Genomic DNA, 17,088 nt, shown 5'->3' with positions numbered 1-17,088 from the left:
CTTGACTTGTTAATACCGTTGAGCGAGATGTCGGCGGTGCGCTGCCGGTGACCCGAACAGCGACCGGTTGAATACGGCGCGTTTCAGATAGACGTGGATGCCGCTCTCCCACGTGTAGCCGATCCCGCCGTGTAACTGCAGCGCCTTGCCGACCACGTCGACGGCGGCAGCGCAGGTGTAGGACTTCGCCATCGCGACCGCAGTATCGGCGTCTTCGGGGCCGCCGGCCACCAGCGCGTCGACAGCCTCGCGCACCAGGGCGCGAGCCACCGAGACCGTCACCAGCATGTCCGCGCAGGCGTGTTTGACGGCCTGGAAGGAGCCGATGGGACGGCCGAACTGGTGGCGGGTCTGCGCATACGACACGGTGGCGGCCAGCATTGCCTCGGCCAAACCGAGGCTGTCGCAGGCCACCGCGACGGCCGCCCGGTGCTGCACCGACCGGGGATTGCCGGTGAACCGCAACGGCTCGGCCACCTGCACCCCCTCGGCGAGCACGGTGGCGACCCGGCGAGTCTGGTCGAGCACCGGCTGCGCAGTGACGGCGAGCATGTCGGTGTCCACGGCGACCTCGGCGCCGGTGTGGTCGGTGGCCAGCACCAGCAGCCGATCGGCGCCGTCGGCGTCGGGAACGAAGTCGGCACGTCCGGACAGCCGCCCGTCGGCGGCCAGGGTGAAGTCACCCATCACCGTGGCGAGCCGTGTCGTGCCGGCGGCGACATCGGTCAGCAACCGGTCACGAACCGCACTGTGCTGCAGTGCGTTCAGCACGCCCACCGTCAGCACCGCGCTGCCCAGGTAGTCGGTCGCCGCGGCAGCCCTTCCCAGTTCTTCGCAGACCACGGCGACCTCGGCGAACGTCGCACCGGCCCCGCCGAAGGCCTCGGGTACCTCCAGCCCGACCCAGCCGGCGTCGGCCATGGTCGGCCAGTCGACGACGCGGCCGCGGGACAGCACGTCGGCGGCGACGGCCCGAAGGTCGTCGTGCAGTTCGGCGAAATCGGTTGTGGTCACCGCAGGCTCGGTTCTCGCGGCAATCCCAGGCCGCGTTCGCCGATGATGGTGCGCTGGATCTCGCTGGAGCCGCCGGGGATGGTCCACTCCCAGGAGCCGATGAAATCCAGCACCCAGGATCCCGACTCCCAGCCGCTGGACAGGGGTTTGGCCAGCGCCGTGTGCGCGGCCAAACCGCCGATCTCGGCGCCGAAGTCGGTGAGCCGCTGCAACAGCTCGCTGTAGTAGAGCTTCACGATCGAGGCGTCGGCGGGCCCGGCCGTGCCGGCCTCGACGTCTTCCACGAGTCGGCGGCACATCGCCCGCAGGCCGGTGATCTCGGTTTCCAGCTGCGCCAACCTGTCGGCCACCACCGGGTCGTCGGTCGGCGCGGCCTGCACCAGCCAGCGGAAACCCGCGCAGCCCAGCCGCTCGGCCAGCTCAAGCATGGTCATGCCGCGTTCGGCCCCGAGCGTCGCCTGCGCCACCTGCCAGCCGGTGTTCTCGGCCCCGATCAGGTTGGCCGCCGGGATCACCACGTCATCGAGGAAGATCTCGCAGAAATGCTCATCGCCGACGGCGTTGCGGATCGGCCGCACCTGCACCCCGGGGGTGGCCATGTCCAGCAGGAAGTACGAGATCCCTTTGCGCTTGGGGGCATCCGGGTCGGTGCGGGCCAGCAGCAGACACCATTGGGCGTGGCTCGCGCCGCTGGCCCACAGCTTCTGGCCATTGATCACATAGGTGTCGCCCACCCGGCGCGCGGTGGTGCGCAGCGACGCCAGGTCCGAGCCGGCCTCGGGTTCGGAGAAGCCCTGCACCCAGATCTCGCCGTCGAGGATCCCCGGCAGGTGCCGGCGGCGCTGCTCCTCGGTGCCGGCGGCCAGCAGGGTGGCCGCCGCGTGGTGGATGCCGACGAAGGCCAGCACCAGCCGCGGCGCGTCGTGGGCGGCCAGCTCCTGATACAGCACGGCCTGTTCGGCCACCGACATGCCGCCGCCCCATTCGCGCGGCCAGTGCGGCACGGCGAACCCGGCACTGTGCAGCGTGGCGAACCAGCGGCGCTGGAAGTCGACGAACTCGGCCTCGCTGATCCCGGTCTGGGTGCGGCGCCAGTCTGCCGGGATGTTGTCGGCGCACCACTGGCGTACCTGGGCGCGGAAATCACCGGTGCCGGTCATCCTGCGTAGAGTCCCGTCAGCCCGGTGCGGCCGGCGCGCTCGACCAGCAGCCCGCGGGTCGCCGAGAGCCCCCACGGCAGCCGGCGCAGCGGTTGGCTGTAACGCGACAGCCAGGACAGGGCCGTCTCGTCGCAGAACCCGACGGCGCCGTGCAGTTGGTGGCAGACCCGGAATACCACGTCGGCGGCTTCTAGCGCCGCCGCGCGCAGCGCCAGCGCGTCGTCGACCGCTTCGGGGCGTGCGGTCGCGATGCTCCACAGCGCGTACTTGGCCAGTATGTCCAGCCCGGCGCGTTCCACTTCGGCATCGGTCAGCTGGAACTGCACGCCCTGGAACTTCGCCAGCGGCTGGCCGAACTGTTCACGCAGCCGCACATGGTCTTTCGTGAGGTCCAGCGCCCGGTCCAGCATCCCCAGCAATGTCCAGCATCCCAGCGCCAGCGCCAGTGCCACGTCATCGGCGCCGGCGGTGTCGAGCTCGGTCAGCGTCAGCTCGGCAACCAGCCCCGGTCCGGCCGCCGGTTGCGTCACCGCCGTGCTGCGCACCCCGGCCAGCGTGACCGCGGCCCACCGTTTCGACAACCCCGCCACCGCCCCGGCGGGCTCGTGCTCGGCGACCACGATGAGGCCGTCAACATCGAGACCGGCGGGCGCCGAAAGGCATTCGGCCACCGGGTAAGGCAGCGCCCAGTAGCCGGCGCTGCGGCACAGCGCGGCGGCGGCTTCGAGTTCGTCGGCGTCGGCACGGGGCTTGAGGTCGAATGCGCCGAGGCCACGCAGCACCGGGGAGACCAGCTCGTCGCGCACGGCCGGGTCGGCGTCGGCGCGCACCACCAGCTCGTCGCCACCGGCCGCGTCGAACGCCCGCAGTGCCGCCCGCCCGTATTCTTCGGCGTCCGCGCCGAGTTCGAGGATCATCGCGACCCCGCCAACAGCGCGCGGGAGAGCAGGATGCGCTGCATCTCGATGCTGCCCGACGAGACGGTGGCGGCCTGCGAATAGCGCCAGTGGTCGTCGACCTCGGCACGGAACCACTGCCCCCGCGGTCCGCCCGGGGCTTCGGCGGCGATCTCCATCAGGACCTCGGCGCTCTCCTGGTCCAGCCGGGTGACCGCGATCCGGTAGGCGGCCGCGTCCCCCGGCGCAATCCGCCCGCTGGCCTGCAGCGAGACCACCCGGTAGGCCATCAGCCGGGCGCGCCGGCAGTGCGTGAGCATCCGCACCCACCGCGCCGTCAATTCGGCGGGCAACGTCTCCCAGCGATCGCCGAGCGCGTCCGGCGCGGCGGCAAGCAGGCGTTCGCAGCGCGCGTAGCGGGCGATGCCCACCCGTTCGTAGGACATCACGTCGGCCACGATCGACCAGCCGGCGTCGACCTCGCCCAGCACGTCGGCGTCGGTCACCCGCAGGTCGTCGAAGAACACCTCGTTGAGATGGTGCGGGCCCATCATGGTGCGGATCGGCCGGACTTGGATCGCCGGGTTGTCCATCGGCACCAGGAACACCGTCAGGCCCTGCTGCTTCTTGGTCGCCACCCCTTCTTTGAGGTCTTCACCGAGGCGGGTGGTGCGGGCCAGCAGAAAACACCACTGCGCCATGGTCGCGTAGGAGGTCCAGATCTTCTGGCCGTTGATCAGCCAGCCGTCGCCATCGCGGCGGGCGTGGGTGCGCAGCGACGCCAGGTCGGAACCGGCCTCGGGCTCGGAGAAGCCCTGGCACCAGATCACCTCGCCGGCGGCGATCGGCGGCAGGTGCCGGCGCTGCTGTTCGGGGGTGCCGTGCCGCATGATGATCGGCCCGACCCAGTTGACCCCCATGTACTGCGCCCCGCGCGGTTCGTGGTGGGCCCACATCTCCTCGCGGACCACGGTCTGCTCCCACACCGAGGCGTCCGCTCCGCCGAACTGCTGCGGCCAGGACAGGCACAGCAAGTCGCGCTCGGCGAGCACCCGGCAGAACCGTTGTGCGGCAGCCAGATCGGCCGGATCGTCGGTGAACGCGCCCGGGAAGTGCTCCGGCAGCTCGTGTTCGATCAGCTCGCGCAGCTGGCCTCGTAGTGCGCCGGCGCGTGGCCCCATGTCGAAGTCGAGGCTCACGCGCGCGCTCCGTCGAGCCCGAGTTCGGCGAGCACCACCGCGGTGTGGGCTCCCAGCTCCGGCGCGGGGCCGGCAACCCGGCCGGGGGTGCGCGACAGCCAGGTGGGCACGCCGGGAAAGCGCACCGGTCCGGCCGGGGTGTCGACGGTCTCGAACAGGCCGACCGCGTTGAGGTGCGGATCGTCGAAGAGGTCACCCGGGGCGTTCAGCGGGGCGGCTGGAATCTCCAACTCGTGCAACAGCTTCAGCCATTGCGCGGTGGTGCGTTCTGTCATGGTCTCGGCCAGCAGTCCATACACGGTGTCGATCTGCTGGGCGCGCTGCGCCAGGGTGGCGTACTGCTCGGAGGCCCAGGGCGGCTGCACGGCATCGATGAAGGCGTTCCAGTGCTTGTCGTTGTAGATCAGCGCGGCGATATGTCCGTCGCTGGTCTGATACGGGCGCCGGTTGGGCGCCACCGTGCGCGGGTAGACCGCCGGCCCCAGCGGCGGGTCGAACATCGCGCCGTTGGCGTGTTCGACGAGCATGAACGAGGCCATGGTCTCGAACATCGCGACCTCGACCTCCTGGCCCTGCCCGGTGCGCTCCCGGTGGAACAGCGCCATCATCGTGGCGTACAGCGCGGTCAGCCCGGCGATCTTGTCGGCCATGATGGTGCCCACGTAGTCGGCCCGGCCGGTGAGTTGCTGTTGCACCGCGGGCAGTCCGCATTCGGCCTGGATGGTGTCGTCGTAGGCCGGGCGGTCGCCCTCGGGGCCGCGCCGGGAATAGCCGTAGCAGTTGGTGTAGACGATCGCGGGGTTGATCGCGGCCACCGCGCCGTAGTCCAGGCCCAGCTTGGTGATCGCCTTGGCGCGCATCGAATGGATGAACACGTCGGCGCCGGCGATCAGCGCGGTCATCGCCGCCTTGCCTTCGTCGGTGCGCAGGTCCAGCACGATGCCGCGTTTGCCGCGGTTGACGTTGACGAACACCCCGCTCATGTCCGGCGCCGGGCCCGCCGAGATGTAGCGGGTGGCATCGCCTTCGGGCGGCTCGACCTTGATGACATCGGCGCCCATGTCGGCCATGATCTGCGTGCAGTAGGGGCCCATCACCATGGTCGTCAGGTCGACCACGCGGACACCATGCAGTGGTCCGCTCGCCGGAGCGCCCCCAGCGACGTCCACCGTGATTTGTTCGGACAAAATACTCCGTTCTGCGTATTGCAGAACACTATTCCGCAGCGCTTATTCGCGCGTCAAGGCCCAGACGCGCATCACTGACGGCTATTGTCTGGACTAACTGCGCTTGGTAGCGTCCGAAGGTATGACGGCACCCTCCCCGCTTCTTCCGCGCGATGGGCGGACCGACCCGACGGTCGCACCCGGCTGGCGGTTGGAGCGGGTGACCGCCCCGAGCCGGCTGTTCGGCGCCAACGGCCTGCGGACCGGCCCCGACGGCCGGGTCTACGTCGCCCAGGTCACCGGAAGCCAGATCAGCGCGCTGGACGTGTCCACCGGCGAGCTGGCCGTCATCAGCGCACGCGGCGGGGACGTCGTGGCCCCCGACGACGTCGCCTTCGACTCCGCCGGCACGCTGTATGCCACCGAGGTGATGGACGCCCGGGTCAGTGCGCTCGACAACGGACGCGCCCGGGTACTGCGCGACGATCTACCGTGCGCCAACGGGATCACGGTGCATCAAGACCGGCTGTTCGTCGGGGAGTGCCGCGACGGCGGCCGGCTGATGGAGCTGGACCGTGCCACCGGGGCGCAGCGCATCCTGGCCGAGAACCTGCCGTCGCCCAACGCCATGGCGGTGGGGCCCGACGGGCTGCTGTACTTCCCGGTGATGACCGCCAACGAGATCTGGCGCATCGACCCGTTGGCGACCGAAGCCCTGCCGCAGCGGGTTGCAGGCGATCTCGGTGTTCCCGACTCGGTGAAGTTCGACGCGGACGGATTCATCGTCTCGACCCAAGCGGCCAGCGGCCAGGTGTTGCGCATCGACCCGCGCACCGGCGATCAGACCGTGCTGGCACAGCTGAGTCCCGGCTTGGACAACTGCACATTCGTCGGCGAGCGGCTGTTCGTCTCCAACTTCAGCGGCGAGATCGCCGAGATCACCGGCGGTGCGGTGACCACGGTGCTGCCCGGCGGACTGAACTGGCCGCTGGACCTCACCGTCGACGCCACCGGCACGCTCTACGTCGCCGACGGCACCTACTTCTATGCGGTCGGCGACGACAACCGACTGCAGACGCTGGGCATGCTGTTCAGTCCCGGCTATCCCGGCTTCATCCGCGGGGTGACCGCGGTCGGCGCCGGCGAGTTCGTCGTCACCACCTCCGGTGGACAGGTCAGCCGCTACCTGCCGGCGCAATCGGCCGGCGAGGTGCTCGCCGACGGCTTCGACCAGCTCTACGGGGTCACCGCCGGACCCGCCGGGGTGGTGGTCACCGAGTTCGGCACCGGCCGGGTGCTGCGCGTGGACGCCGGAACCGTCGAGGTACTCGCCGCCGGGCTGGCGGGCCCGGTCGGGATCGTCCGTGCCGATGACGGGACCTACCTGGTCGCCGAATCCGGCGCCGGGCGGGTGGTGCGGGTCGGCGCGTCCGGCACCGAGACGGTCGTCGACGGCCTGGCCCGGCCGCAGGGCATTCTGCCGGCCGACGGCCGGCTCTACATCGTGGACGCGGGCAATCGCGAGGTGCTCGCCGTCGACCTGGCCACCGGGTCGCGGCACACCGTCGCCGCCGGCCTGCCGATCGGACCGCCGCCGGGCGTGGTGCCTAAACCGCTGAAGGGCATGCCGCCGTTCTCCGGTCCGCAGGGCCCGTTCGCCGGCATCGCACGCGGCCGGGACGGCACGCTGTTCGTCGCGGCCGACGGGGAGGGCAGCGTGCTGGCACTGCACCCGGTCGACCCGTGACCGACCACCGCTACCTCAAGGTTGCGCGGGCCCTGCGCAAGGAGATCGCCGACGGGGTCTATCCGGTGGGTTCCCAGCTGCCCACCGAACACGAACTGTGCGAACGGTTCTCGGTCAGCCGGTACACCGTCCGCGAAGCGCTGCGGCGGCTGCGGGAGGACAACCTGGTGGTGTCCCGGCCCCGCGCGGGCACCGTGGTGATTCCCCGCACGGCGACGAACTGCTATGCCCAGGACGTGGTGTCGATCGATGACCTGGTCGCCTTCGCGGCCGGCGCCTCCTTCGAGATCGACGCCAATGCCATGGTCACCGTCGACGACGAAATCGCCGCGCGCACCGGGCTGCCGGCGGGCACCGACTGGCTGGCGGTGCGCGGCTACCGGCGAGCCGACGGCCAGCGCGCGCCGATCTGCCGGACCGAGTACTACATCAACCGCGCGTTCGCGCGCGTCGGCCGATTGCTGCAGCGGCACACCGGTCCGATCTTCCCGCTGATCGAGGACGTGTTCGGCGTCAGCGTCGTTGAGGTGCGCCAGCACATCCGCGCGGTGATCGTCACCGCCGAACTCGCCGGCGAACTGGCCGTCGAACCCGGAACCGCCGCACTGCAGATGCAGCGCAGCTACACCACCTCCGAGGGCGAGATCGCGCAGGTGACGGTGAACACCCACGCCGGCGACGACTACCGGTATTCGATGACGCTGCACCGGGTGATGGGACAGCCCGGCCCATGAGGCTGCACACGCTGGCCGACGCCCTGGCGCAGGAAACCGATCGGGCTCCCAACCGTGTTCTGCTCGTCGACGGCGAGACCCGGCTGACCTGCCGGGAGTTGCATTCCGCTGCCCACGCGCTGGCCGGCGCGATGTCGCAGAAGATGCCGGCGGGCAGCGTGGTGTCGTTCATGCTGCCGAACTGGCACGAGGCCGCCGTGGTCTACCTGGCCGCGGCACTGGCTCAGATGGTGGTCAACCCGATCCTGCCGTCGCTGCGGGATGCGGAGCTGACGTTCATCCTGTCGGATTCGGGCAGCCGAATGTTGTTCGCCCCGCAGCGCTTCCGCGGTCACGACTACGCCGCCATGCTGACCCGGGTGACCGCTGCCCTCGCCGAGCCGCCGGAGGTGGTGTTGGTGCGCGCATCCGGCCCGGCCGCCGGCACCGACTACCGTGCGCTGACCGACCACCCGCGCGCGGTGTCGCTGCCGCCGGTGGACCCGGACGCGGTGCTGTTGCTGCTGTACACCTCTGGTACCACCGGCCGAGCGAAAGGCGTGCTGCACAGCCATAACTCGATCAACGCGCTGATCGCTCAGCTCGGGCGGCACTGGCTGATGGAGAGCGGCGCCACGTTCCTGGTGCCGTCTCCGATCGCCCATATCGGCGGGTCGATCTATGCGTTCGAGGCACCGCTGCTGCTGGGCACGACCGCGGTGCTGATGGACAGCTGGGATGCCGAGGCGGCGGTGGCGCTGATGCGGGCCGAACACTGCACCCACGTGGCCGGGGCGACGCCGTTTCTGGCCCAATTGCTGGCCGCCGCCCGTCGCGCCGGCACCCGGTTGCCCGACCTGAAGCTCTTCGTCTGCGGCGGGGCAGCCGTGCCGGCGTCGTTGATCCGCGAGGCGGCCGACTACTTCGACGGCGCCGCCGTCACCCGGGTGTACGGGTCCAGCGAGGTTCCGGTGACCACGGTCGGCGCGGTCGGTGCCCACGAGCGCGCCTACGCCGCGGACACCGACGGCCGGGCCGGGATCGCCGATATCAAGTTGGTCGCCCACCGCGGCGCCCCGGACGGCGAGGGCGAGATCTACGTCCGGGGGCCGCAGATGCTGGTGGGTTACCGGCGCAGCGAGGACGCGCGGGGCTGCTTCGACGCCGAAGGCTACTTCGCCACCGGCGATCTGGGCCGCTGGGTCGACGACGAGTACCTGCTGGTCACCGGCCGACTCAAGGACGTCATCATCCGCAACGGGGAGAACATCTCCGCGCGAGAGGTGGAGGACATCCTGATCGGCCATCCCGGCATCGCCGAGATCGCCGTGGTGGGTGTGCCCGACGAGCGCACCGGGGAACGCGCCTGCGCCGTGATCGTCCCAGCCGGCGGCACCGCGCCCGACGTGGCCGAGTTGCGCGAGCTGCTGACCGCGCAGGGTGTGGCGGTGTTCAAGGCGCCCGAGCAGGTGGAGATCTGGGACGAGCTGCCGAAGAACGATGCCGGAAAGGTTGTCAAGCAGCGCATCCGGGCGGTGCTGGCCCGGTCGAAGGTAGGTGAGTGAGCATGCAGGTGGCGATCGTGACGGGTGCCAGCAGCGGAATCGGATTCGGCTGCGCCACAAAGCTTGCCGCGGACGGGCTGGCCGTGCTGGGGACCGGCCGCGACGCCGATCGGCTGGCCGGGCTCACCGCCGAGATCGGCGATCCGGATCGGGTCGCCACGCTGGCCGTCGACCTCACCGCGGCCGACGCGCCGCAGCAGATCGTCGATGCCGCGCTGGCCCGGTGGGGCCGGGTGGACTTTCTGATCAACAATGCCGGCGTCGGCAGCCCGAAACCGCTGCACGACACCGACGACGACACCCTCGACCACTTCCTGAACCTGATGCTGCGGGCACCGTTCCGGCTGGCGCGTGAGGTGCTGCCGCACCTGCGGCCCGGGTCGGCGATCATCAACGTCACCTCCACCTTCGCGGTGGTCGGCGGCCTGCGCGGCGGGGCGTACTCCGCCGCCAAGGGCGGGATGACCGCGCTGACCACCCACATCGCCTGCCAGTACGGAGCCCAGGGCATCCGGTGCAACGCGGTGGCCCCCGGGGTCACCGTCACGCCGATGGTCGAACAACGCCTCGACGACCCGCGCTTCCGCAAGATCAACACCGAGATGACGCCGTATCCGCGACTGGGCCGGGTGGACGACATCGCCAACACCGTCGCCTTCTTGTGCTCGGAGGCCGGCGAGTTCATCAACGGCCAGACCATCGTGGTGGACGGCGGTTGGAGTTCGACCAAGTACCTCTCGGACTTCGGGCTCGACTCGCACTGGGTGCAGCCGTGAACCTGTTCTCGCTGCTCGATCAGGCCGCGGCCCGATTCGGCGAGCGCGGCGCGGTGTATCACGGTGAGCGCCAACTGCACACCTGGCGCGAGCTGGCCGACCGCGTGCTGCGCTTGGCGGCATCACTGCGCGCAGCGGTTGCGCCCGGGGCACGGATCGTGATCGCCAGCGAGAACCGGCCCGAGATCATCGAGCTGATGTTCGCCACCTGGGCGGCCGACGGCGTCGTCGTCCCGCTCAACTACAAGCTGCACCCACGCGAGATGGCCCAGATCATTTCCGACGCCGGCGCTGATCTGATCTTCGCGTCCCCGACGCTCGCCGCCGGGCTGAGCGGTGCGGTACCCATCCCGATCGAGATCATCGGCAGCGCAGCATATCTGGAGCGGTTCCAGATCGAACCGGCGGCGCCGCCGGATCCGGATCCCTCCCGGCTGGCGTGGCTGTTCTACACCAGCGGCACCACCGGGCGCTCGAAGGGGGCGATGCTGACCCACCGCAACCTGATGGCGATGACGGTGGCGCATCTGGCCGATCTCGACGATCCCGACGCCGATTGCAGCCTGATCCACGGCGCCCCGATGTCGCACGGCTCCGGGCTGTACATCGCGCCCTACGTGTTGCGCGGGGCGCGGCAGGTGGTGCCGGCCTCCGGCGCGTTCGACGCCGACGAATTCCTCGACCTGTGCGGGCATCATCCGGGTGCCACCGCGTTTCTGGCGCCGACGATGATCGCACGCCTGGTCGCCACCGGCCGTGAGCGTCCGGCGAATCTGCGCACCATCATCTACGGCGGCGGCCCGATGTATCTCGGGGACCTCAAGCGCGCACTGGCCGCGTTCGGGCCGGTGTTCGCCCAGCTCTACGGCCAGGGCGAGGCCCCGATGACGATCACCGGCCTGAGCCGTGCCGACCACGGCGGCGGCGACAACGCGATGCTGGCCTCGGTGGGCTATCCGCGCTCCGGAGTGCAAGTCTCGGTGCTGCGCGACGACGGCACCCCCGCGCCGGTCGGCGAGGTCGGCGAGATCGTCTGCCGCGGCGACGTGGTGATGGCCGGCTACTGGAAGGACCCGGACGCCACCGCCGCGACCATCAGGGACGGCTGGTTGTTCACCGGCGACAAGGGCTGCTTCGACGAGCGCGGGTTTCTCACGTTGCGGGACCGCTCCAAGGACGTGGTGATCAGCGGCGGCAGCAACATCTATCCCCGCGAAGTCGAAGAGGCGCTGCTGGACCACCCCGGGGTCGTCGAGGCCGGCGTGGTAGGCGCACCGGATGCCGAATGGGGCGAGGTCGTGGTCGCGTTCATCGTCGGCGATGCGTCAGCGGCCGAACTGGACGCCCATCTGCTGGAACGCATCGCCCGGTTCAAGCGCCCGAAACGCTACGAGTTCGTCGACGCGCTGCCCAAGAACAGCTACGGCAAGGTGCTCAAACGCGAGCTGCGGTCGTTGGCCCGCGCGACTACTTGACCTGTGACTTCATCTCGTCGAGGTTGACCAGCACCGGCCAGCCGCAGACCGAGAGCGCGTTGCCGTGGCCGGTCTCGTGGATGTCGAAGGCGGACTGGACCGCCGAGTAGAAGCCCTGCACATCCAGGGTCTGGTTGACCGCCCGCTTGGCCTGCCGCAGCGCGAAGGACGGCATGGTGGCGATGTGCTCGGCGAGCCGGCGGGTCTCGGCGTCGAGCTCATCGCGCGGCACCACCTTGTTGACCATCCCGGTCTGCTCGACTTCCTGGGCGGTCATCGCGCGGCCGGTGAACAGGATCTCCTTGGCTTTGCGCGGGCCCAGTTCCCAGGTGTGCCCGTGGTACTCGACGCCGCCGATGCCCATCAGCACCACCGGGTCGGAGAACTGGGCGTCGTCGGCGGCGATGATCAGGTCGCACGGCCAGCACAACATCAACCCACCGGAGATGCACCGGCCCTGCACCGCGGCGATCGACGGCTTGGGCAGGTTGCGCCACCGCAGCGTGTACTCCAGGTACCGCTTGCACTCGTGTTTGTAGATGAACTCCAGGGTGATCTTGTCCGGCACCGGGCCGCCGCCCTTGAGGTCGTGGCCGGCCGAGAAGTGTTTGCCGTTGGCCCGCAGCACGATGACGGCAACATCGTCGTCGTCGGCGGCGCGCGTCCAGGCCGCGTCGAGCTCGTCGAGCAGCTCGGGATTCTGGGCGTTGGCGGCCTCGGGCCGGTTCAGCGTGATCGTCGCGATCCGGTCGGCGACCTCGTAATCGATGTACATGGGTGTCCTTCAGTTGCGGGATCGGCAATCGATGAGAAGCCGCTTCTCATTCTCGGAAAGTTACCATCTTCGCCGCCGGGACGGCACCGCCGCGATCGGCCACGCCGACATGACCGCATTCTCCGGTAAGGTGCATTCGTGTTCTCCCAAAAAGGCAACGGTCGGAGCCGCTGGTGAGCAACCCCGAAGAGGAGCCCGTCTGGAAGCAGCGGGCGGTTGAGCGATCGATCAAGACCGCACGGCTGCGCGCCGCCCAGCGCGTTCAGCGATTTCTGGACGCCGCCCAGGCCATCATCATCGAGAAGGGCAGCACGGACTTCACCGTCCAGGAGGTGGTGGAGCGCTCACGGCAGTCGCTGCGCAGCTTCTACCTGCAGTTCAACGGCAAGCACGAGTTGCTGCTGGCGCTGTTCGAGGACGCCCTGAGCCGGACCGCCGACCAGATCCGCGCCGCCACCGAGGACCAGAGCAAGCCACTGCAGCGGTTGAAGGTCGCCGTCGAGTTGCTCTTCGAGCTGTCCCGGCCGGACCCGTCGGCCAAGCGCCCGCTGTTCACCGATTTCGCACCGCGGCTGCTGGTTTCGCATCCCACCGAGGTCCGGGTCGCTTTCACCCCGCTGCTGAGTCTGCTCACCGAGTTGATGGAGGCCGCCGAGCAGGCCGGCGAGTTGCGCAACGGCGTCAACGCGCGGCGCATGGCAGCGATGACCATGCAGACCGTGATGTTTGTGGCGCAGTCCAGCGGCGAATCCGACGACCCGGCCGTCCATCCCATCACCGCCGACGAGGTGTGGGACTTCTGCGCCCACGGCCTGGCCAACTGATCGGACTTTCTTGCGCGAGCGGGCGTGTTTCCGGTCGACACGCCGCCGAAATTCCCGGGTTTGCGCACGCTCGCACCCCGGCACTATCGCCAGCGCGACGCCCGAAGCCGGCATCGGCTTCCCTCCCAGATGGTCATATGCTCTAATTGAGAATGTGATTTCCACATCGTGCGGTCACCCGGCGGGTGCCGCCCATGCGTAAAGTCCTGGCTCCCGAGGTCACCAACTGGCCCGACGAGAACCTCGCCCTGGTCGGCAGTCAATGCGACGACTGCGAGGCGACGGTGTGGCCGCGGCAGGATCACTGCCCGCGCTGCAGCGGCCCGCGGATGCAGGATCTGCTGCTGCCCCGCCAGGGCACGCTGGAAGCCTGGACCACCCAGGGCTTCGTGCCGAAGCTGCCCTACGCCGGCGGCGAGACCGCCGAGAGCTTCACCCCCTTCGGCATCGGATTGATCCGCCTCGGCGACGTGATCCAGGTCGAGGCCCGCCTGACCGAATCCGATCCCGCCAAGCTGAAATTCGGGATGGACGTCGAACTGACCATGGTGCCGTTCTATGTCGACGACGACGGAACCGAGATTCTCACCTGGGCCTTCCAGCCCGTCTAAGGAGACCTGCGACATGACGGTAACCAACAACGATGTGGCGATCATCGGCGTCGGCCTGCACCCGTTCGGCCGGTTCGACAAGTCCGCGATGCAGATGGGCGCCGAGGCGATCCACACCGCGCTGGCCGACGCCGGTGTCGAGTGGAAGGACATCCAGTTCGGGGTCGGCGGCAGCTACGAGATCTCCAACCCCGACGCGGTGACCCGACTGGTCGGGCTCACCGGCATCCCGTTCACCAACGTGTTCAACGCCTGCGCGACGGCGGCCACGGCCACCCAGGTCTGCGCCGACAACATCGCATCCGGCAAGTACGACATCGGCATCGCGATCGGCATGGACAAGCACCCCCGCGGGGCGTTCACCGATGACCCGGCCAAGCTGGCGCTGCCGGCCTGGTACGCCGAGAACGGGCAGTTCGTCACCACCAAGTTCTTCGGCATGAAGGCCAACCGCTACCTGCACAAGCACAACATCTCGCAGCAGACGCTGGCCAAAGTCGCCGCCAAGAACTTCCGCAACGGCGCGCTGAACCCGAATGCCTTCCGGCGCAAGCCGATGTCCGAGGACGCCATCCTCAACTCGACGGTGCTGAACTACCCGCTGACGCAGTACATGTTCTGCGCGCCGGACGAGGGCGCCGCCGCGGTGGTGATGTGCCGTGCCGACATCGCCCACCGCTACACCGACAAGCCGGTGTATCTGAAGGCCACCGAGATCCGCACCCGCACCTATGGCGCCTACGAGGTGCACGGCACGTCGGCTCCGATCGAAGAGGACGTCGCGCCGACGGTGTATGCCGCCCGCGCCGCGTTCGAAAAGGCCGGTGTGGCACCCGAAGACGTCGATGTGATCCAGCTGCAGGACACCGACGCCGGCGCCGAGGTCATCCACATGGCCGAATGCGGTTTCTGCGCCGACGGCGACCAGGAGAAGCTACTCGCCGACGGCGCCACCGAGATCTCCGGGTCACTGCCGGTCAACACCGACGGCGGCCTGATCGCCAACGGCGAGCCGATCGGGGCGTCCGGGCTTCGCCAGCTGCACGAGCTGGTGTTGCAGCTGCGCGGCCGGGCCGGTGACCGTCAGGTGCCGGGCGAGCCGAAGGTGGGCTTCGCGCAGGTCTACGGTGCGCCCGGGACGGCGTCGGCGACCATCGTCACGGTCTGAGCGTCCGGCCACTGTGCGACGGCCGGTTACAGCCCCGGCGGCGGCCGGTAGTCGGGTTCGTACCCCGCGACGCGAATCGGGCTGCCCACCAACCGAAAATCGCCGGCCGTGACGATGGCGTGGTGATATTCCTTCAGCGCTTCGGGCATGGTCCGAACGGCGGCCGCGGGGATCCCCAGCGGACGCAGGCGGCGCTCCCAGCCGGCCGCGGTGTCAGCCGCCAGCGCGGCGGTGACCACGGCCAGCACTTCCGCACGGCGGGCTGCGCGCTCCTCCATGGTCGCAAAGCCGTCGATACCCGCTTCGGTGGCAAAGCTCTTCCAGAATCCGTCATGGGTGACGAACAGCGCCAGATAGCCCGCTGCGGTCGGAAACAGCTGGGCCGGCACGTAATAGGAGTGTGCGCCGTGCGGATGCCGCTGCGGCTCGACGCCGTCGTTGAGGTAGGCCGACGCCCGGTAGTTCAGCTGGGACAACATCACGTCCAGCAGCGACACTTCAACCTGGCCGCCGCGGCCGCTGACGATCTGGGCCAGCAGACCCAGGGCGGCCGCCAGGCCGGTGGAGTTGTCCGCCGATGAGTAGCCCGGCAGCGTCGGCGGGCCGTTCGGGTCGCCGGTCATCGCGGCGATCCCGGTGGCCGCCTGGATCACGTAGTCGAACGCCGGCTCGTCGCCGCCGTCCAGCCCGAACCCGGTCAGCGCGACGCACACGATCTTCTCGTTGTGCCGCCGCAGCGCATCGTAAGTGAGTCCCAGCCGGCGGATCACCGACGGCTTCATATTCACCAGCAGCGCATGGGATTCCGCGACCAGCTCGGCCAGCCGCGCCTGCCCGGCGTCGGTGGTCAGATCCAGCCGGACGCTGCGCTTGTTGCGGTTGAGGCTGGCGAAGTAGCTCGGGCCGACCTGGCGGGAGATCTCCCCGCTCGGCGGTTCTATCTTGATGACCTCGGCCCCGAGATCGGCCAGCAGCATCGTCGCGTACGGACCGGCCAGCATCACTCCCACTTCGAGGATGCGGATCCCCGACAGCGGTCCGCTCACGAAATATCCTTGGCCAGCTCGGCGATCACCTCGCGGGTGCGGTACTTGGAGGCGATCAGCTCATCGCGGTTGTCGCCGATCGGCAGCAGCCGCACCGACAGGTCGGTCACCCCGGCGTCGGCGAACTGCTTGAACCGCTTCAGGATCGACTCCTCGTCGCCGGCCGCGCACAGGTCGCCGACATCGCGGGCCGAGCCGCGGTCGAGCAGGCGCTGATAGTTCGGCGAGGTCTCGGCCTCCGCCAGGATCCGGTTGGCGCGCTCTTTGGCGGTCTCGATCTCGGAATTGGCGCACAGCGTGACCGGGATGCCGGCGACGATACGCGGTGCGGGTCTGCCCGCTTCCGCGGCGGCCTTGTTGATCTTCGGCGCGATGTGCTCGGCGATCGCCTTCTCGTCGGCCATCCACAGCGACGTGCCGTCAGCGTGCTCGCCGGCGATCTGCAACATCACCGGACCGAGCGCGGCCACCAGCACCGGCATCTTGGTCTCGGCGCCCAGTGCGGTCGGATTGTGCACGGTGAAGTGGTCGTTCTCGACGTCCACCGGTCCCGGGCCGGCCAGCGCGGCGTTGAGCACCTGCAGGTAGTCGCGGGTGTAGGCGGCCGGCTTGTCATACGGCAGGCCGAGCATGTCCCGGATGATCCAGTGGTGCGACGGCCCGACGCCCAGGGCCAGCCGGCCACCGGAGACGGCGTGCACCGAAAGCGCCTGGCGCGCCAACGCAATCGGGTGCTGAGCCTGCAACGGCACCACGGCGGTGCCGAGTTCGATCCGGGTGCTGTGGCAGGCCATCAGCGTCACCATGGTCAGCAGATCGAAATCGTCGGGCACCTGCGGCATCCACGCGGTGGACAGCCCCGCCGAGTCGGCCCATTCGATATCGGAGATCAGTTTTTTGACCTTGCGCGCCATGTCGCCGCGCTCGGCGCCGATCATCACCCCAAGTCGCAT

16 protein-coding genes are annotated in these 17,088 nt (G+C 69.4%); 8 read left to right on the top strand and 8 right to left on the bottom strand.

Annotated elements, in window-relative coordinates:
• Nucleotides 1–9: 9 nt before the first annotated feature.
• From DQP56_RS07515 to DQP56_RS07495, 5 genes are read right to left on the bottom strand one after another with little or no spacing between them, the layout of a single operon-like run.
• Complete coding sequence (locus DQP56_RS07515) at nucleotides 10–1,014, bottom strand: acyl-CoA dehydrogenase family protein (RefSeq protein ID WP_112684335.1); 1,005 nt, start codon at nucleotides 1,012–1,014, stop codon at nucleotides 10–12.
• Nucleotides 1,011–2,174: an acyl-CoA dehydrogenase family protein gene (locus DQP56_RS07510; protein WP_112684334.1), complete on the bottom strand. Its 1,164-nt coding sequence runs from the start codon at nucleotides 2,172–2,174 to the stop codon at nucleotides 1,011–1,013. Before DQP56_RS07510 ends, DQP56_RS07515 begins: the two co-directional genes overlap by 4 nt.
• Nucleotides 2,171–3,091 (bottom strand): acyl-CoA dehydrogenase family protein, encoded by a 921-nt coding sequence (locus DQP56_RS07505; RefSeq protein ID WP_112684333.1) that lies wholly within the window; start codon nucleotides 3,089–3,091, stop codon nucleotides 2,171–2,173. The genes DQP56_RS07510 and DQP56_RS07505 overlap by 4 nt, the downstream gene beginning before the upstream one ends.
• Entirely contained in the window at nucleotides 3,088–4,251 is a 1,164-nt protein-coding gene (locus tag DQP56_RS07500; protein ID WP_205868818.1) for an acyl-CoA dehydrogenase family protein, read from the bottom strand. The genes DQP56_RS07505 and DQP56_RS07500 overlap by 4 nt, the downstream gene beginning before the upstream one ends.
• Before the next feature lie 14 nt (nucleotides 4,252–4,265).
• Entirely contained in the window at nucleotides 4,266–5,402 is a 1,137-nt protein-coding gene (locus DQP56_RS07495; protein ID WP_112684349.1) for a CaiB/BaiF CoA transferase family protein, read from the bottom strand.
• A gap of 175 nt (nucleotides 5,403–5,577) precedes the next feature.
• Here DQP56_RS07495 and DQP56_RS07490 point away from each other — a divergent pair, with 175 nt between their 5' ends.
• From DQP56_RS07490 to DQP56_RS07470, 5 genes are read left to right on the top strand one after another with little or no spacing between them, the layout of a single operon-like run.
• Nucleotides 5,578–7,182, top strand: coding sequence for an SMP-30/gluconolactonase/LRE family protein (locus DQP56_RS07490; RefSeq protein ID WP_112684331.1), 1,605 nt, complete (start codon nucleotides 5,578–5,580; stop codon nucleotides 7,180–7,182).
• The gene (locus DQP56_RS07485; protein WP_112684330.1) at nucleotides 7,179–7,916 is read left to right on the top strand and encodes a GntR family transcriptional regulator; all 738 of its coding nucleotides are present in this window, start codon (nucleotides 7,179–7,181) and stop codon (nucleotides 7,914–7,916) included. The genes DQP56_RS07490 and DQP56_RS07485 overlap by 4 nt, the downstream gene beginning before the upstream one ends.
• Complete coding sequence (locus DQP56_RS07480; protein WP_112684329.1) at nucleotides 7,913–9,460, top strand: AMP-binding protein; 1,548 nt, start codon at nucleotides 7,913–7,915, stop codon at nucleotides 9,458–9,460. The genes DQP56_RS07485 and DQP56_RS07480 overlap by 4 nt, the downstream gene beginning before the upstream one ends.
• Before the next feature lie 2 nt (nucleotides 9,461–9,462).
• Entirely contained in the window at nucleotides 9,463–10,236 is a 774-nt protein-coding gene (locus DQP56_RS07475; protein ID WP_112684328.1) for an SDR family NAD(P)-dependent oxidoreductase, read from the top strand.
• A complete protein-coding gene (locus DQP56_RS07470; protein WP_112684327.1) occupies nucleotides 10,233–11,711 on the top strand; it encodes an AMP-binding protein in 1,479 nt (492 codons plus the stop codon). The genes DQP56_RS07475 and DQP56_RS07470 overlap by 4 nt, the downstream gene beginning before the upstream one ends.
• Here DQP56_RS07470 and DQP56_RS07465 read toward each other — a convergent pair.
• Nucleotides 11,704–12,486, bottom strand: a complete 783-nt coding sequence (locus DQP56_RS07465; RefSeq protein WP_112684326.1) for an enoyl-CoA hydratase — start codon at nucleotides 12,484–12,486, stop codon at nucleotides 11,704–11,706. The two genes, DQP56_RS07470 and DQP56_RS07465, sit on opposite strands and share 8 nt — an antisense overlap.
• A 173-nt stretch (nucleotides 12,487–12,659) precedes the next feature.
• On the opposite strand from DQP56_RS07465, the gene DQP56_RS07460 reads away from it, so the two are divergent.
• The 3 genes from DQP56_RS07460 to DQP56_RS07450 all read left to right on the top strand — a co-directional run bounded on the left by DQP56_RS07460 (nucleotide 12,660) and on the right by DQP56_RS07450 (nucleotide 15,089).
• On the top strand, nucleotides 12,660–13,310 hold the full coding sequence (locus DQP56_RS07460) for a TetR/AcrR family transcriptional regulator (protein ID WP_205868816.1): 651 nt from the start codon (nucleotides 12,660–12,662) through the stop codon (nucleotides 13,308–13,310).
• 194 nt (nucleotides 13,311–13,504) lie between these two features.
• Nucleotides 13,505–13,921 (top strand): Zn-ribbon domain-containing OB-fold protein, encoded by a 417-nt coding sequence (locus DQP56_RS07455; protein ID WP_112684324.1) that lies wholly within the window; start codon nucleotides 13,505–13,507, stop codon nucleotides 13,919–13,921.
• A gap of 13 nt (nucleotides 13,922–13,934) precedes the next feature.
• A complete protein-coding gene (locus DQP56_RS07450; protein WP_112684323.1) occupies nucleotides 13,935–15,089 on the top strand; it encodes a thiolase family protein in 1,155 nt (384 codons plus the stop codon).
• 26 nt (nucleotides 15,090–15,115) lie between these two features.
• On the opposite strand, the gene DQP56_RS07445 is transcribed toward DQP56_RS07450, so the two are convergent.
• Together DQP56_RS07445 and DQP56_RS07440 are read right to left on the bottom strand one after the other, a co-directional pair.
• Complete coding sequence (locus DQP56_RS07445; protein ID WP_112684322.1) at nucleotides 15,116–16,135, bottom strand: CaiB/BaiF CoA transferase family protein; 1,020 nt, start codon at nucleotides 16,133–16,135, stop codon at nucleotides 15,116–15,118.
• Complete coding sequence (locus tag DQP56_RS07440; RefSeq protein ID WP_112684321.1) at nucleotides 16,132–17,088, bottom strand: LLM class F420-dependent oxidoreductase; 957 nt, start codon at nucleotides 17,086–17,088, stop codon at nucleotides 16,132–16,134. The genes DQP56_RS07445 and DQP56_RS07440 overlap by 4 nt, the downstream gene beginning before the upstream one ends.

The organism is Mycolicibacter senuensis (assembly GCF_003284925.1).
GTDB lineage: Bacteria > Actinomycetota > Actinomycetes > Mycobacteriales > Mycobacteriaceae > Mycobacterium > Mycobacterium algericum_A.
This window is presented reverse-complemented; position numbering and strand designations above follow the sequence as displayed.

Coding starts and splice junctions, on each gene's coding strand:
- DQP56_RS07510 (WP_112684334.1), bottom strand. CDS start 2,174: ATGACCGGCACCGGTGATTTCCGCGCCCAGGTACGCCAGTGGTGCGCC.
- DQP56_RS07505 (WP_112684333.1), bottom strand. CDS start 3,091: ATGATCCTCGAACTCGGCGCGGACGCCGAAGAATACGGGCGGGCGGCA.
- DQP56_RS07500 (WP_205868818.1), bottom strand. CDS start 4,251: ATGGGGCCACGCGCCGGCGCACTACGAGGCCAGCTGCGCGAGCTGATC.
- DQP56_RS07490 (WP_112684331.1), top strand. CDS start 5,578: ATGACGGCACCCTCCCCGCTTCTTCCGCGCGATGGGCGGACCGACCCG.
- DQP56_RS07480 (WP_112684329.1), top strand. CDS start 7,913: ATGAGGCTGCACACGCTGGCCGACGCCCTGGCGCAGGAAACCGATCGG.
- DQP56_RS07475 (WP_112684328.1), top strand. CDS start 9,463: ATGCAGGTGGCGATCGTGACGGGTGCCAGCAGCGGAATCGGATTCGGC.
- DQP56_RS07465 (WP_112684326.1), bottom strand. CDS start 12,486: ATGTACATCGATTACGAGGTCGCCGACCGGATCGCGACGATCACGCTG.
- DQP56_RS07455 (WP_112684324.1), top strand. CDS start 13,505: ATGCGTAAAGTCCTGGCTCCCGAGGTCACCAACTGGCCCGACGAGAAC.
- DQP56_RS07450 (WP_112684323.1), top strand. CDS start 13,935: ATGACGGTAACCAACAACGATGTGGCGATCATCGGCGTCGGCCTGCAC.
- DQP56_RS07440 (WP_112684321.1), bottom strand. CDS start 17,088: ATGCGACTTGGGGTGATGATCGGCGCCGAGCGCGGCGACATGGCGCGC.